Origin of the sequence: Leucobacter chinensis, assembly GCF_019049105.1 — a bacterium.
GTDB classification, from domain to species: domain Bacteria; phylum Actinomycetota; class Actinomycetes; order Actinomycetales; family Microbacteriaceae; genus Leucobacter_A; species Leucobacter_A chinensis.
Genome location: NZ_JAHQZR010000006.1, coordinates 371,528 through 386,083, shown reverse-complemented (window position 1 = coordinate 386,083; position 14,556 = coordinate 371,528). Strand labels below are relative to the sequence as shown.

General features: G+C 63.6%; 14 protein-coding genes. 6 read left to right on the top strand and 8 right to left on the bottom strand.

Going from position 1 to position 14,556, the window contains the following annotated elements:
• Positions 1-211 precede the first annotated feature (211 nt).
• Positions 212-1,108, bottom strand: coding sequence for a signal recognition particle-docking protein FtsY (ftsY, locus tag KTJ78_RS08955; RefSeq protein WP_217134745.1), 897 nt, complete (start codon positions 1,106-1,108; stop codon positions 212-214).
• 86 nt (positions 1,109-1,194) lie between these two features.
• On the opposite strand from ftsY, the gene KTJ78_RS08950 reads away from it, so the two are divergent.
• The gene (locus KTJ78_RS08950; protein ID WP_217134742.1) at positions 1,195-1,731 is read left to right on the top strand and encodes a TetR/AcrR family transcriptional regulator; all 537 of its coding nucleotides are present in this window, start codon (positions 1,195-1,197) and stop codon (positions 1,729-1,731) included.
• Here KTJ78_RS08950 and smc read toward each other — a convergent pair.
• On the bottom strand, positions 1,726-5,250 hold the full coding sequence (smc, locus tag KTJ78_RS08945) for a chromosome segregation protein SMC (RefSeq protein ID WP_217134740.1): 3,525 nt from the start codon (positions 5,248-5,250) through the stop codon (positions 1,726-1,728). The genes KTJ78_RS08950 and smc overlap by 6 nt on opposite strands.
• 143 nt (positions 5,251-5,393) lie before the next feature.
• Here smc and KTJ78_RS08940 point away from each other — a divergent pair, with 143 nt between their 5' ends.
• From KTJ78_RS08940 to KTJ78_RS08930, 3 genes are read left to right on the top strand one after another with little or no spacing between them, the layout of a single operon-like run.
• Positions 5,394-6,332, top strand: a complete 939-nt coding sequence (locus tag KTJ78_RS08940) for a DUF4031 domain-containing protein (protein WP_217134733.1) — start codon at positions 5,394-5,396, stop codon at positions 6,330-6,332.
• Positions 6,333-6,383: 51 nt separating this feature from the next.
• On the top strand, positions 6,384-6,629 hold the full coding sequence (locus KTJ78_RS08935) for a hypothetical protein (protein WP_217134731.1): 246 nt from the start codon (positions 6,384-6,386) through the stop codon (positions 6,627-6,629).
• Complete coding sequence (locus KTJ78_RS08930; RefSeq protein ID WP_217134728.1) at positions 6,626-7,630, top strand: SRPBCC family protein; 1,005 nt, start codon at positions 6,626-6,628, stop codon at positions 7,628-7,630. The genes KTJ78_RS08935 and KTJ78_RS08930 overlap by 4 nt, the downstream gene beginning before the upstream one ends.
• Before the next feature lie 36 nt (positions 7,631-7,666).
• On the opposite strand, the gene KTJ78_RS08925 is transcribed toward KTJ78_RS08930, so the two are convergent.
• Both KTJ78_RS08925 and KTJ78_RS08920 read right to left on the bottom strand, forming a co-directional pair.
• Entirely contained in the window at positions 7,667-8,209 is a 543-nt protein-coding gene (locus KTJ78_RS08925; protein WP_217134721.1) for a hypothetical protein, read from the bottom strand.
• A gap of 136 nt (positions 8,210-8,345) precedes the next feature.
• Positions 8,346-9,941 carry an isocitrate lyase gene (locus tag KTJ78_RS08920; protein WP_217134720.1) on the bottom strand — a complete coding sequence of 532 codons (1,596 nt, stop codon included), beginning with the start codon at positions 9,939-9,941 and terminating at the stop codon, positions 8,346-8,348.
• A 223-nt stretch (positions 9,942-10,164) separates the two neighbouring features.
• Here KTJ78_RS08920 and KTJ78_RS08915 point away from each other — a divergent pair, with 223 nt between their 5' ends.
• Positions 10,165-10,881 carry a DNA methyltransferase gene (locus KTJ78_RS08915; RefSeq protein ID WP_254259502.1) on the top strand — a complete coding sequence of 239 codons (717 nt, stop codon included), beginning with the start codon at positions 10,165-10,167 and terminating at the stop codon, positions 10,879-10,881.
• A 9-nt stretch (positions 10,882-10,890) separates the two neighbouring features.
• Here the strand turns inward: KTJ78_RS08915 and KTJ78_RS13945 are convergent, their stop codons facing one another.
• From KTJ78_RS13945 to KTJ78_RS08895, 4 genes are all read right to left on the bottom strand, one after another.
• Positions 10,891-11,154: a phosphotransferase gene (locus KTJ78_RS13945; protein ID WP_369808046.1), complete on the bottom strand. Its 264-nt coding sequence runs from the start codon at positions 11,152-11,154 to the stop codon at positions 10,891-10,893.
• A 100-nt stretch (positions 11,155-11,254) separates the two neighbouring features.
• The gene (locus KTJ78_RS08905; protein ID WP_217134718.1) at positions 11,255-12,070 is read right to left on the bottom strand and encodes a sulfurtransferase; all 816 of its coding nucleotides are present in this window, start codon (positions 12,068-12,070) and stop codon (positions 11,255-11,257) included.
• A 56-nt stretch (positions 12,071-12,126) separates the two neighbouring features.
• Complete coding sequence (locus KTJ78_RS08900) at positions 12,127-12,447, bottom strand: hypothetical protein (RefSeq protein ID WP_217134716.1); 321 nt, start codon at positions 12,445-12,447, stop codon at positions 12,127-12,129.
• 66 nt (positions 12,448-12,513) lie between these two features.
• On the bottom strand, positions 12,514-13,860 hold the full coding sequence (locus KTJ78_RS08895; RefSeq protein ID WP_217134708.1) for an MFS transporter: 1,347 nt from the start codon (positions 13,858-13,860) through the stop codon (positions 12,514-12,516).
• 88 nt (positions 13,861-13,948) lie between these two features.
• Here KTJ78_RS08895 and KTJ78_RS08890 point away from each other — a divergent pair, with 88 nt between their 5' ends.
• Positions 13,949-14,536 (top strand): nitroreductase family protein, encoded by a 588-nt coding sequence (locus KTJ78_RS08890; protein ID WP_217134706.1) that lies wholly within the window; start codon positions 13,949-13,951, stop codon positions 14,534-14,536.
• Positions 14,537-14,556 lie beyond the last annotated feature (20 nt).

The window sequence follows — 14,556 nt, the reverse complement described above, 5'->3', positions numbered from 1 at the left end:
GGGCGCCTTTCGCGGGACTCCGTTGTGACGGGCCTTTCCCGCTTCACCTCTTAGGTTTACTCTCTTTTAGCCAGAAAGTCACGCGGGTTCGCCAAAAGCTAAGCTTATTAGCCAAAGCCCCCATTTCGACCCCGACTGGCCACCGAAGCGTGGGAGGTTTCGGCAAAACCAGCTCCAGCAGGGGCCTCGCGAGCAACGGCCGGGCGTGTCGCTAGCCGACGAGCTGCGCCGCGAAGACGTGCGGAGTGAAGCCGGTCAGGTCACCCATGCCCTCTCCCTGACCCACCAGCTTGATGGGCAGGCCCGTCTCCTGCTGCACGGCCAGTACGAAGCCACCGCGGGCGCTGCCGTCAAGCTTCGTCAATACCAGACCAGTCACGCCAGCGACCTCGAGAAACGCCTCGGCCTGAGCGAGACCGTTTTGACCGGTGGTCGCGTCGAGCACGAGGAGCACCTCGGCGATGTCTGCCTGCTTCTCGATGACCCGGCGAATCTTGCCGAGCTCATCCATAAGCCCTGATTTCGTCTGCAGACGACCTGCCGTGTCGATGATCGCAACATCGTAGTTGCCCTCGATGGCTCGCTGCACCGTCTGGAACGCGACCGATGCGGGGTCTTGCCCCTGCTGCTCAGGCTTCACGATGTCGGCGCCAGAGCGCTCGGCCCAGGTGCCCAGTTGCTCAACAGCCGCAGCACGGAACGTGTCGGCAGCTCCCAAGATCACACGCTTATCGAACGAGCGCAGGTAGTTCGCGACCTTGCCGATGGTCGTCGTCTTGCCCACTCCGTTGACGCCCACCACGAGAATAACCGCGGGGCGATTCTTGAGCGAGAGCGTCGGGTCAAACTTTGCGAGGCGCTCTTCGATCGCGTCACGCATCACGCTGCGGAGTTCTCGTGCGTCGTCGATGTGCAGACGTTTGGCGTCAGCACGCAGGTCGTCAATAATGCCCTCAGCGATTTCGGGGCCAAAGTCGGCGGTAATAAGCGCCGTCTCAATGTCGTCCCAGGTTTCATCGGTGATGGGCTGCGGAACATCTTTGGGCGTCCCACCACCGAACAGGTTACGAAAGGCACTGCCGAACGACCACGACTTCTCTTGACTCATGCCCTCATTGTAGCGAAGAAGGCCCCCACTCCTGGCTACCCGTGGCGGTCAGCATACCCAGTCAGCGCGCGGCGTACAGTAGGGGCATGACCACTCGACGTGAAGCGCTGCTTAATCTCGCAGAACCGCTCCTTGAAGAGCTCGGGCCAGACGCCTTCGGGCTCGGGGTGCTCGCGAGGGCAGCAAACATCAAGACCCCCAGCCTGTACAAACACTTTTCGAGCGCTGCCGACCTCGAGCACGCACTCATCTCACGCGGCTTCAGGTACCTCGCAGAGGCGTTTACCGAAGCAGCACTCGAGGGCGAGACGCCCCTCGCGAGGTTTGCCAGGCTCTACCGGCAATGGGCACACGAACGCCCCGCGCTCTACCAGCTCATGATGTCGCGCCCGCTCGACCACGACCTTCTCGAAGACGGAGTTGAAGAGCAGGCGATGTCGGCGATTCTTGCCTACTTCGGAGAAAGCACGTCAGAGCACCCGAAAGCGCGCGTCGCTTGGGCGGCAGCGCACGGCCTCGTGGCCCTGGAACTCACGGGCAGGTTTGCCCACGACGCTGACCTTGATGAGACGTGGGTTGCCCTCACCGAGATGCTCGAGAACACCTCGAACCGTGGCTCATAGCCCCGCTTCGGCGCCGGTCTCTTCTTTGCCGACCCGCTGACCAATCACGGCCGAAACTCCGTCCTGGCGCATCGAGACGCCATAGAGCGCATCGGCAATTTCCATCGTGCGCTTCTGGTGTGTGATGACAATGAGTTGCGAGTGCTCACGCAGGGTCTCAAAGGCCTGCAGCAGGCGCCCGAGGTTGGCGTCGTCCAGTGCCGCCTCGACCTCGTCCATGATGTAGAAGGGGCTGGGTCGCGCGTGAAAAATGGCAATGAGCCAGGCCACCGCCGCGAGCGACCGCTCGCCTCCCGAGAGCAGCGAGAGCCTCTCGATGTTCTTGCCCGCGGGACGAACGGCGACGTCGATGCCGGTCTCGAGCATGTTCTCGGGGTCGGTGAGAGAGATGTCGCCCGATCCGCCGGGAAAGAGAATCGGGAAAATCTCGCCGAACGCGTTCTTCGTATCGTTAAAGGCCTCGACAAAAATGCCCTCCATTTTCGAGTCGAGCTCTTCAATGATCGACACGAGGTCGGCGCGAGTTTTTTGCAGGTCTGTGAGTTGCTCGCTCAAGAAGCTGTGCCGCTGCTCGAGCGCCGCAAACTCCTCAAGCGCGAGGGGGTTAATGCGCCCAAGCTCGGCGAGTGCCCGCTCGGCCTTGCGCAACCTGGCCTCTTGCTCGGCAACGTCGAAGGCGATGGTCTGCGGCTCGGCATCGTCTGTGGTCGCGACGGGAATCGGCACGTCGGGGCCATACTCGGCAATGAGCACCTCTTCGACGAGGCCCAGCTCTTGCCCGGCCCGCTCAAGCAGGCTCGAGAGGTGCAGTTTGCGCTCGTAAAGCCTCAGCTCAGAGGAGTGCGCGCTTTCGGTGAGCTTCTGCAGCCTCGCACGCAGCCCCGCCTCTTCAGAGCGGAGCAGGGTGAGCTCCTGGCTCTGCTTCGCACGCAGCGCCTCGGCCTCTTGCTGCTTCACGCGGGCCTCGGCGAGCGAGCGGTCGCACGCTGCGGTGATCGCTGGTAGCAGCGCCGAAACGCGCTCGGCCTCGGCAACCTGCCTCGCACGAAGCACGGCTCGCCTCGCGGCCTCCTCGGCCGCTCGCTGCTCGCGCTCGTGCTGGGCGATGAGCGCGTCGCGGCTCGTGGCCTGCGCGCGGGCCCGCTCTCTCGCAGTCTCAAGCGTGAGCCTCAGCTCGACCTCTTCGTCGCGCTTCTTCTCGACAAACGCCGCGGCCTCGTCTCGCGAGCTCGCGTCGAGAATGGGCCGGGGCTTCGTGCTCGCCTTTTCGTAGAGCCGCTCGGCTTCTACCACCCGAGCCTCGGCCTCGCGGATCGCGGTCGTCGTCGCCTCGCGCCCCTCGGCAACGCGAGCGAGCTCTGACGCGGCCGCCTCGTGTTGCGCAACGAGCTGACGCTCTTTGGCTCTGGCCTCGGCGAGGGTCGCGTCGGCGGTTCGCAAAGTCTGGAAGAGCGTGTCGACCCGCTCCTGAGAGGTCTTCGCCTGCCGCACACGCTCTTCGAGGGTGACCCGCGCCTTCTCGAGCGTCGCCTCGTGCGCTTCGAGCTGCTCGGTCGCCCGGTCACGCTCGGCGATGAGCTCGAGACGCGAGGGTGATTCGCCGGCACCGCCAGACATGGTGTGTGGAGTCAGCACGTCGCCCTCGGGCGTGACCAGGGTGTACGATCCGCCGCCAAGGGCGTCTTGAAGCTTCGCCTCGCTGGCAATAGCCGCAGCGAGATCGCTCGCGATATAGCTCGCGCCGAGTACCCCGAGCACGCCGTCGGGTGCAGTGACGACGTCGGCCACGCGCACGAGCCCATCGATCGCGGGCCCAGGCTCGACGGCGGCGCTCGCGATGACGACGCCGAGCCTGCCGAGCGCGCCGTCGCGAGCCTGCTCAATGATGTGTTGGGCCCCCTCAGAGTCGGCGACCAGGACCGCGTCGCTAAAGACGCCGAGCGCAGCGTTCACCGCGGCCTCGTGCCCTGCCTCTACCTGCACGTGATCAGAGACGCGACCGAGGCTCGATGCTTCGAGCGCCCCGCTCGCGTCACGCACCTCGGTTGCGCTCAGCAGTGCCGAGATTTTCGCGCTCAGGGCGGAGTGCTCGCGCTGGAGTTCGTGCACGGCATCGCGCGCCTGATCGCGCGCCTGCTCAAAGCTCGCGTGCCGCTCGCGTTCGGCGGCATAGGAGCGCTCAAGCTCTTCGGTTTCGGGCAGCGCTTCGGCCTCGCTCGCCTCGGTGAACTCGGCGAGGGCGGCCTGCGCGGCGGTGAGCCGTTCTTCGGCCTGCGCGTGCGCTTCTCCCCGACGCCCCGCCTCGCGCATGAGCGTCTCGAGCGACTGTTTGGCCGTCTCAACACGACCGCGCAGCCCCGCGAGTTCAAGATCGTGCTGCGACACGAGCGCGCTCTGCTGAGCAATGTGCTCGTCGATAGCGTCGAGCTCTTGCGCCGCGATACGTGTGGCCTGCTGCGCCTCGGTTGAGGCCGCCTCAGCATCGGGAATGAGTGCCGCTAAGCGCTCTGCCTCTGCATTGGCCTCTTCGATCGCCTGCTGCGAGACGCCCTGCAGTTGCTCGCCGGTATCGGCCTGCGTTGCGAGAAAGGTGAGGCGCTGCTGCACCTGGCTGTAGAGCCCCTGGAGCCGATGTTGCACGCGCTCAAGGTCGAGTGTCACGCGACGCGCGGTGTCGACATCATCGCCGTGCTGCTCTTGCTCGATGCGTTTCACCCGGAGCGTCTTCTGTTCGAGTTGCTCTTGCAAAACAATGCGCTCTGAATGCCTCGCGGCGTCATCCTTAGTCAGTTCGCTGAGTTCTTCGCGCAGGTGAAAGACCTCGTTGGCGAGCAAACGCGACTTCGCGTCGCGTGCCTCGGCAGCGATGTGCTGGGCCTGGCGGGCGACCTCTGCCTGACGGCCGAGGGGCTTCAACTGACGGCGGATCTCGCCAGCGAGGTCGTTGAGCCGAGTCAGGTTCGTCTCCATCGCCTCGAGCTTGCGCAGCGTGCGCTCCTTGCGGCGGCGGTGCTTCAAGATGCCGGCGGCTTCTTCGATGAAACCGCGCCGGTCTTCGGGTGTGGCACGCAGCACGGCGTCGAGCTGCCCCTGCCCCACGATGACGTGCATTTCGCGCCCCAGCCCGGAGTCGCTCAGGAGTTCTTGCACGTCGAGCAGGCGGCACCCCTCGCCGTTAATCGCATATTCACTCGCGCCATTGCGAAAGAGAATGCGGCTAATCGTCACCTCGGCGTACTCGATGGGCAGCGCCCCGTCGCTGTTGTCGATCGTGAGTTTCACCTCGGCTCGGCCGAGCGGCCCACGAGTCGAGGTGCCCGCAAAGATCACGTCTTCCATCTTGCCGCCGCGCAGCGTCTTCGCACCCTGCTCGCCCATGACCCAGGCGAGGGCGTCAACGACGTTTGATTTGCCGCTGCCGTTCGGGCCGACGATCGCGGTCACCCCCGGCTCGAACTCGAAGGTCGTGGGCTGCGCGAACGACTTGAAGCCCTTCAGGGTGAGCGACTTGAGGTACACGCACCCTCCTTCTTACTCGGCATACCGCCTGCGGTCGCAGCGGCCTTCATGCGGTTGATCTGGGTACAGCGTATCGCGAGCTGACCCCTTTACGGCCGATTTCGGCGCTGGCGTGGCCTCCTTCACAGAGTAGGGTTGGCCCCATGGCCATACTCATCGACGCACCGCTCTGGCCCGCCCACGGCATGCTGTGGAGCCACCTGGTCTCTGATTCGAGCTACGCCGAACTGCACGAGTTTGCTCGCGCTTCGGGGCTCGCGAGACGCAGCTTCGACCTCGATCATTACGACGTTCCCGAGACGCGCTACGCCTCACTCATTGCCGCGGGCGCTATTGCCGTCGACCCTCGCGAACTCGTGCACCGGCTGCGCGGCTCGGGCCTTCGAGTCAAGTCACGCGACCGCGAGGCGCTGCGGCCGGCCCGAAGACTCGCTTACCTCGCCGAGGAGTGGCGTGGGCTGCCCACCCTGCTCGCGGCCGAGGGATCAGCGCCGCAGATCGAGGGCTGGCTCTCGCTCGGCGACGAACTCATCGATCGCTGGGCCGAGCCTCACCGCGCCTACCACACGCTCACGCACCTCGAAGACGTGCTGCTCGCGCTCGACCAGCTCTCAATTCGTGGCGAAGCAATCGCGGTCGAAACGCTGCTCGCGGCCTGGTTTCACGATGCCGTATACACGGGCCGCGGCAACCGTGATGAACGGGACTCAGCGGGCCTCGCGGTCGCTCGTCTCGACTCGGCTGGCCTTGATCCGCAGCTTTCGAAGCTCGTCGGCGAGCTCGTGATCGAGACGATACCGGGCGGCGCAGGCGCTGCCGGGAACGAGGGTGCCCGGCACCTGCTCGATGCCGACCTCGCGATCTTCGCGGCTCCCACCTCTCGCTACACCGAGTATCGCGAGGCCGTGCGCAGCGAGTACGCGCACGTACCCGAAGACCAATTTCGGGAGGGGCGCTCGCGCATTCTTGACGCCTATCTTGAGCGTGAGCGCATCTACGCGACAGTTCCGGCGCATGAGTTGTGGGAGGGGCGCGCCAGGGCGAACCTCGCGGCCGAGGTGAAAGCGCTCAGGGCAGATTAGCCCGAGCAACCAGAGTTGACAAAACCCGGCCAAGCAACGTAGGTTGACAACATGCACGCAACCCACATTGCCGAAGCCGCGGCAGACACGACGCACCCACGTGATGGCCTCAGGGCCGTCGCTGCCCTGCGTAGCCTCACCGACCGCCTCGAACTCGCGCAAGTCGAGGCAGCCCTGCGCGACGGCATGGGCTGGCCCGACATCGCAGAGGCGCTCGGCGTGACCCGCCAGGCGGCACACAAGAAGTACGCGAAGAAGGTTGACCAGAGCATTCCGATGCCGCGGAGAAACGCGTGAGCCGCCTCACACGAATGCTCGCCGCATCGCAGGCCCTCTCGATCACCGCGATGGAAGAAGCTTCGCGGGTCGGGCTTCGCACCGCGACGATAGAGCACCTACTCCTCGCACTTACGGTCGACGAAGGCATCGCTGGCCAGGCGCTCCGCGCAAACGGCGTCACCCTCGAGGCCGCGCGTGACGCGGTCGCCCAAGAACAGGCAGCTCAGCTCGCCTCGATCGGCGTTACAGCGAGCGAGACTCCCGGCCCCATCGTTTTCCACTCAACCGGCGGGTACGAGTGGAACGACCAAGCACTGGCGGCACTGCAGGGCGCCGACGCCAAGCACCCAGCGGGTTACCCCGGCGCCGTGCTCGCAACGCTCTGCGCAGAGCATAACCATTCGGCGAGCGCGATCATGCGGCGCTGCGATGCTTCACCCGAGGCGGTACTTGAAACCCTCGAACACGCGGCGAGCAGCCTCGGCCCAGCAACCGGCACCACGATCGAGGCCCGCAAACTGCGTGGTCGAGCAACCGCCTTCATCCCCGCTCCACCGAGTGAGGTCTGGGCACTCCTCGAGGCGCCCGAGAATCTGCCGCGGTGGCAGGAGCTCGTCGCAAGCATCACGCCCGTCACGAGGCATGGCCCTTCACAGCCCCAGCAGTGGATCACAACGCAACTCACCACCCTGCCAAGCGGCAAACCAATACGTCAGAAAGCCGGCTTCGAGAAGCAACTGGCGACCCGGGTGCTGCATGAGCCTGAGCACACACTCGCTTGGCGCTTCGAGTTTCCCGACAAGCCAAAGAGTAACGCCCGGCTCATCAGCTTCTCGCTCGAACCCGCAGCTTCGGGAACGCAGCTCACGATCACTCACGCGTGGGAACGACCCGCCGGGCGCAAACCCGCACCGCTCGTGGGCTTCATCATGAGCCCGCTCTATCGCTTTGCCCTGTGGATGCAACTGGGCGTTCTCGCACGAGCCGTGAGCAGAGCATTTCGGTCGGCAGAGCACTGACCTCACCGAGAACCGGGCCTGACGCCCCAGGGCGAGTCACCTGCGCGAGACCACCCCAAAGAGCAGCCGCTCAAACGATTCAGAAAGCGGGGTCTGGGTTTCAGGAAGCCCCTCGGTTTCGCCCGCAATGGCTCCGAGAAACGTGTGCAGCGATTCGGCCACCGTGGTCGTTGCCTCAAAGTCGGGAGCCTCGCCGTGCACGACCGAGCCGTCTGCGGCGAGCGCCAGGTACTCGTAGCCACCTCGAACCGAGAGCAAAATCGGAAGGTAACCACGCCAGAAGGCAGTGACGCCCTTCCGCTCAGCTTCAGACACGGCTTCCCTGATGCTCAGCCGCTCGAAGGCGTCCCAGCTAAAGGTGTCGTCGGTTTCTGGCCCGTAGTCGTCTCGTGCCAAAAACCAGACCGTCTCGTCGGGAGACGCGAGGTACGAGAAGGTAGAGACCCAAGTGATGAGCTCGTCTGAGGCGTGTTCGAGCACCTCTGGCAGCGGTGTCTCTGAGACGCTCACAGGCTCACACTGCCAGCCCCGCTCTCGCAGGTGCGCGATAGCGGCCTCGGCCAACTCCCTCGTGTACATGTCTCCAGTCTCACGGTTTTTGAACGGTTTGCATAGCCCCAGAGCGCATGGCGGTGGCATGCTCAAGCGTTTGCACACAGTAAGAGGGCCTGGCTTCGTGAAAAGCCAGGCCCTCTTTTAGGTCAGTCAGCGGTGTTTAGCCGAACTGGTTCATCGTGTTATCTTTACCGCCGGCCTTGAGCGCCGCGTCACCCGCGAAGTACTCCTTGTGACGGTCACCGATATCGCTACCGGCCATGTTCTGGTGCTTGACCGTCGCGATACCCTGGCGAATCTCTTCACGCTGCACGTCACGAACGTAGGTGAGCATACCCTCGTCACCGAAGTAGCCCTTCGCGAGGTTGTCGGTCGAGAGCGCTGCCGTGTGGTAGGTCGGCAGGGTGATGAGGTGGTGGAAGATGCCAGCGCGAGCCGAGCCGTCTTGCTGGAAGGTACGAATCTTCTCGTCGGCAAGACGAGCGAGGTCGGTCTCGTCGTACTCGACACTCATGAGGCGGTCGCGATCGTAGGCCGAAACGTCCTGGCCGCCTTCGAGCATGGCGTCGTATGCCTGCTGGCGGAAGTTCAGGGTCCAGTTAAACGACGGGCTGTTGTTGTAGACCAGCTTTGCGTTTGGCACGGTTTCGCGAATACGGTCAACCATGCCAGCGATCTGCTCAACGTGCGGTTTCTCGGTCTCGATCCACAGCAAGTCGGCACCGTGCTTGAGCGAGGTGATGCAGTCAAGCACGACGCGGTCTTCGCCCGTTCCAGCACGGAACTGGTACAGGTTCGAAGCGAGGCGCTTCGGGCGCAGCAGCTTGCCGTCACGCTTGATCACGACGTCGCCGTTGCCGAGCTGAGACTCTGAGATCTCTTCGACATCGAGGTACGAGTTGTACTGGTCACCGAGGTCACCGGGCTCGTTTGATACGGCGAGCTTCTGCGTGAGCCCCGCGCCGAGCGAGTCGGTGCGGGCCACGATGATCCCGTTTTCAATGCCGAGCTCAAGAAACGCGTAGCGTACGGCATTGAGCTTTGCAATGAAGTCTTCGTGAGGAACCGTGACCTTGCCGTCTTGGTGGCCACACTGCTTCTCGTCTGAAACCTGGTTTTCGATCTGGATCGCGCAGGCCCCCGCCTCGATCATCTTCTTCGCGAGCAGGTACGTCGCCTCAGGGTTGCCGAAGCCCGCGTCAATGTCGGCGATGATCGGCACAACGTGCGTTTCGAAGTTGTCGATTTGCGACTGCACAAACTCAGCGGTCGTCTCATCGCCAGCGAGGCGAGCCGAGTCGAGCTGTTCAAAGAGCAGGTCGAGCTCACGGGCGTCAGCCTGGCGCAGGAAGGTGTACAGCTCTTCAATAAGCGAGGGAACGGCGTTCTTCTCGTGCATCGACTGGTCGGGCAACGGACCGAACTCTGAGCGCATTGCGGCGACCATCCACCCCGAGAGGTACAGGTAACGCTTGTTCGTCGTTTTCAAGTGCTTCTTAATCGAGATGAGCTTCTGCTGACCAATGAAACCGTGCCACACGCCGAGCGACTGCGTGTATACCGATGAGTCTGCATCGTACTCAGCCATGTCGCGGCGCATGATGTCGGCCGTGTACTGGGCGATTTCAAGACCGGTCTTGAAACGGTTCTGCGCACGCATTCGAGCAACGTACTCGGGGTTAATCTCTGCCCAAGCAGAACCCTGCTCAGATTTCAGAGCCTCTACGGCTTCGATGTCGTTCTGGAATGCAGTCATGGTGACTCCTTTGTAGTGATGACCTGATCACGACCTCGGTGATCTAACGGGGTACTTCTCACTCTGCACCCCACAAACAGCCCCGAGAGCACAATTTGGGGGTGAAGAAACGCAGAATTTCTATGATCTAGAAAAATCTCGGGGTTCTGGCGCATTTCACCCGCCGCGCCAACGCCCCCGGGCTCAAGCTCCACTACACCGACTCTTCGATACACTTCTGGGCATGACCCCACCGGTGATGACCTCAACCATCGCACCCAGTCACACGAACGCCTTCGACACACGACTCGCGGTAACGCATGAACAGTTCATCGCACACCGTCCCGCGCACGCAGACGAAGACGTGCACATGCACCAAGCGGTCACCGACTATGCGCTCAAAACGTTCTCAGAGCCCGGCGATCTCGTCTTCGATCCCTTCGCTGGTTTCGGCACGACACTCACCAGGTCGCTCGAGCTCGGCCGCACGGCGCTCGGTATTGAGCTGCTACCGGAGCGTGTCGAGGCGCTCGCGAACCTCGGGCCAGATGCGAGGGCTATCGAGGGCGATGCACGCGAGCTCCTTCGCCTCGTTCCCCGGGATCTCGTCGGTGGGCGGATCGCTCTCGTGCTCACTTCACCGCCCTACATGGCGGCCCATGGCGCAGAGCCCGATCCGCTCACCGCGTATGAAGCAGACGGGGGCGACTACGCGCGCTACCTCACAGAACTCGAGCTCGTGGCCGCTCAGTGTGCACGCGTCGTCGCGCCGGGCGGGTACGTCGTGTGGAACGTTGCCGATCTCAAGAGCGGCGACAAACTCACCCCACTCATTGATGACTGCTCAGCGCTGCTCTCGCAGCATTTGAGCCCCGTCACCAGGACCGAGATTGCGTGGGATCGCTACCCCCATGACCTCGTTCGTGACGCCCTGCTCGTCTTTCGCAGGGAACACCAGTAACAAATCATCTCAGGTCGCGTCCCAGAGCCTGCGATAGAAATCGATGCGAGTCCAGTCTGGCTGGGCCCCGTAGGCCCGCCAGAAGATACTCTCATCGTAATCGCGGTAGTTCCAGGCAAGTGACATGGTCAGGACCGCAAGATCTGCCCAGCGGTCGGCCGCACCAACGCGACCGAGATCGACGTGAGCGAGAAAGTTGCCCGCATCATCGATGAGGGTGTTCGGAGCACAAGCGTCACCGTGACACATGACAAGCCGGTCGATATCGGGCACCGGCCCAACCGTTGCCGGGTCTACCCCGGCAACACGAGGGGCGGCACCGGGGTATCTGGCTCGGGCTCTCCCGCAAGGTTCGAGGGAACGGGCAGGTCGTTCACTGCGCGATCCACCCCGACCACGACGCTGGGTACACGACAGCGCGCAGGCCTGCCGCTTCGAGCGCCAGGGCCGCACCCGCAGCGGTCACACCGCTGCCGCAGTACAGGGCAACCTCCCGGTCAAGGTGAACGCCAAGACGATCAAGCTCGTCACGAACCAGCGCGGGTTCGGCGATGCCACCGTCTCGGGTCAGGCGTGACATGGGAAGATTCACGGCACCATCAATGTGGCCAGCAACGGGGTCGACCGGCTCTGATTCACCCGAGAAACGCTCTGGAGCACGCACGTCAACGAGCAGGCCGCTCGCAGCATAGCCTGGCACCGCATCACGATCGATCGCCGGGGCCGCCTCAGGAGTCGGCACGAGGGTGACCGTACCACTACGCGGGCGCACCTCGCCTTCTTCGAGCCGGCCGCCAGCCGTAATCCAGGCCTGCAGACCGCCATCGAGCACACGAACCGTGTGCACGCCGTTCCTGCGCAAAAGCCACCAGGCACGTGCGGCAGCTGGCCCCGAAACGTCGTCGTAGACGACGACCTCATCGCCATCGTTCAAGCCCCAGGAGCGAGCAGCCGCTTGCAACGCCTCGGTCGTTGGAAGCGGGTGGCGTCCTTCTGTCGCCTCGCCTGCAAGGTTTGAGAGTTCGTCATCAAGCGACACGTATACAGCGCCCGGCAAGTGCCCCTCGCGATAGGCCTCGCTCCCGTCTGGCTGCTGCAACGACCAGCGCACATCGAGCAACATGGGCGGCTTCGGCCCACGCAACGCCTCGCTCAGCTCGTCGACAGATATCAGGGGTGAAGGTGCCACGGTGCTCTCCTGTTGCTCGGGTACCCCATCATGCTACGCGCTGAACCATGACCCGGTCATGAATCTTTCGGGGCTTCCAGCCGCTCAAGAACACGAAAGTTATGTGCCCATAGGGTGCTCCACACCGGGAAGAACACACAAAGAACCAGGTGAAAGAGCCACCACCACACGGTGTCTGCTTTCGTAACGAGGGCGGCACCAGCCGTGTAGGTCACGATTGACAGCCCACACAGTGCCAAGAGCCAACGCGGCACCAGCGGTGAGCGATGCCGGTACGAAATAAGTCGACCCCGCTGCAGTGTGAGAAAATGCAGCCCTGCGAAGATAAACGACACGGCTCCAACACCGAAGAGCGCCCAACCAACCCACGTTTGCATACCTTTCACGGTATTCCAGTCGCGACAAGGTGTCTACCCTGTGGGTACCACGAAGTGAGTCAGCCGCTATTTCGGCAATCGCGCTCCAACGAAAACGCCAACGAGCCCGAGCAACGCCAAAAAGAGCAGCGCCCATACCGTGTGCACGGCGGCGAGCGCCGAGCTCACCCCACCGACGGCGAGCAAGATGACGCCCATGGCAGAGTTCGATACCGCAACGTAGGCGGTGCGCTTGTCGCCCTCGGCCATGTCGACCACGTAGGTTTTCCTGGCAACCCGCACCCCGGTGTGCATGAGCGTGATCATGAAGTACACCGCGATGAAGAGCAGGTTGCCAAAGAAACCGTCGGCGTGAAAGCCCGGCAGCGAGACTACGATCACCGTCACGATGATAATGCCAGAGGCGATTCCTGCGCCCACACTCATAAGACGACCACTCGACCGGTCAGCGAGCTTGCCAAACACCCTGCCTCCGAGCAACGCTGCAACGCCAGAGGCGATGATGAAGCCGCCGAGGCCGGCAAGGCTGGCTGATCCGCTCTGAATCGACAGCGAAACCACGAATGGTGGGCTGAGCGCCGAGACGAGCAGCAGCCCGCGAACGGTCACAAAGTGGCGAAAGAGTTTGTCGCTCGAGAGCAGCGTGAGCATCTGTCGAAACCAGTGGTGGGCGTAGTCACTCTCGGGTTTTGCCTCGCGATGCTGGCCCGGTTCGCCCGCGGGTTCACGAATGCCTGCGTAGACGAGAGCGACCCCGAGCCAGAGCACGCTGCCGGCAGCGAGCAGCCACGCGATTTGGCCAGCCGCAAGCTCTTCGCCGCCAATAATGCGGATCGCGAGGCCGAGCGTGATGGCAACGAGCCCGGCCGCGGTCGTCGCGAGACCGTTGATCTGGCCGCGTTCACCCTTGGGAATGGTGCGCCCGAGCACGTCTTTTGAGGCGATCGATGCGAGGCACCGCCCAAACGAGAAGACGGCGAGGGCCACGATGATCGTTAAGCCAGCGGTGAGCCCCGAGCCGAGCGCGGCCGTGCCCGCCATGACTGCGACCGAGAGCGCCTGAATGAGGGCACCCACGACGAGAATCCATTTGCGGTAACGCACCCGCACGACGAGCGGGGTGAGCGCCGCCTGCGGCAGCATCGAGCCAGACTCACGTATGGGAACCAGTAGTCCCGTGAGCGCCGGCGGCACACCGAGAGCCGAAAAGAGCCACGGCAAAACGGTCGAGGCATTGACGGCCTGGTCGCCCGATGACTGGAGCGCGTTCGCGAGCACCTGCCTGAGCCCGTTTGGCGCGATGTGGCGTTGCACCTCGGGAGGGAGCAGTTGCTCTGTCTCGCGGTTTCGCTTCACCAGGGCCGAATAGAGCCTGTCGGCGCGAGGCCCCTCACCACTGTGTTCGTTCGTCACTCACGCTCCCGGGTTGTTTGCACCAGAACAGCGTATTGCACTAAAGACGACCGTTGCCTCGTTCAGACTCGCTTGCGAGAATGATGCCATGAAGTTTTTCGATGACCCGGTGCTCAACTCAATGGCCCAGAGGCGCTCCGTTTCAAAGGTTGGCCCCGAAGCGCCAACCGACGAAGAGCTCACGAGGCTGCTCGCGGCGGTCACCCCAGTCGCCGATCACAAGTCGCTGCGGCCCTGGCGACTCATCACCTTGCGAGGCGACGACCGGGTCAGGCTCGGCGAGGCCCTCGACGCTGCCGGTGGCGTAAACCGCGACCCGGGCGAAGTGAACACCAAGCCACTTCGCGCAGAGCTCCTTATCGCGCTCGTCATGAGCCCCAAAGAGCACCCGAAGGTTCCCGAGTGGGAGCAGCTCGCAACGGCCGCAGGAGCGGGCCACCTGCTCGAGCTCGCTCTCTGGCAGGCAGGCTGGGGTGTCATGTGGCGCACGGGTCTGCTCGCCAACGCACCAGAGGTACGCGCGGCTCACGGCCTCGACGACGGCGAGATGCTACTCGGTTGGCTGTACGTTGGCAGCATTGACGAGTCGTTTCGCAAGCGCATGAACGAGTCGAAGCGCCCAGGGCTCGATGCCGCACCATTTCTTGGTGGCATGCCGCGAGACGCGGCCGTTTAGCACTTTCCCATCTCGAACCG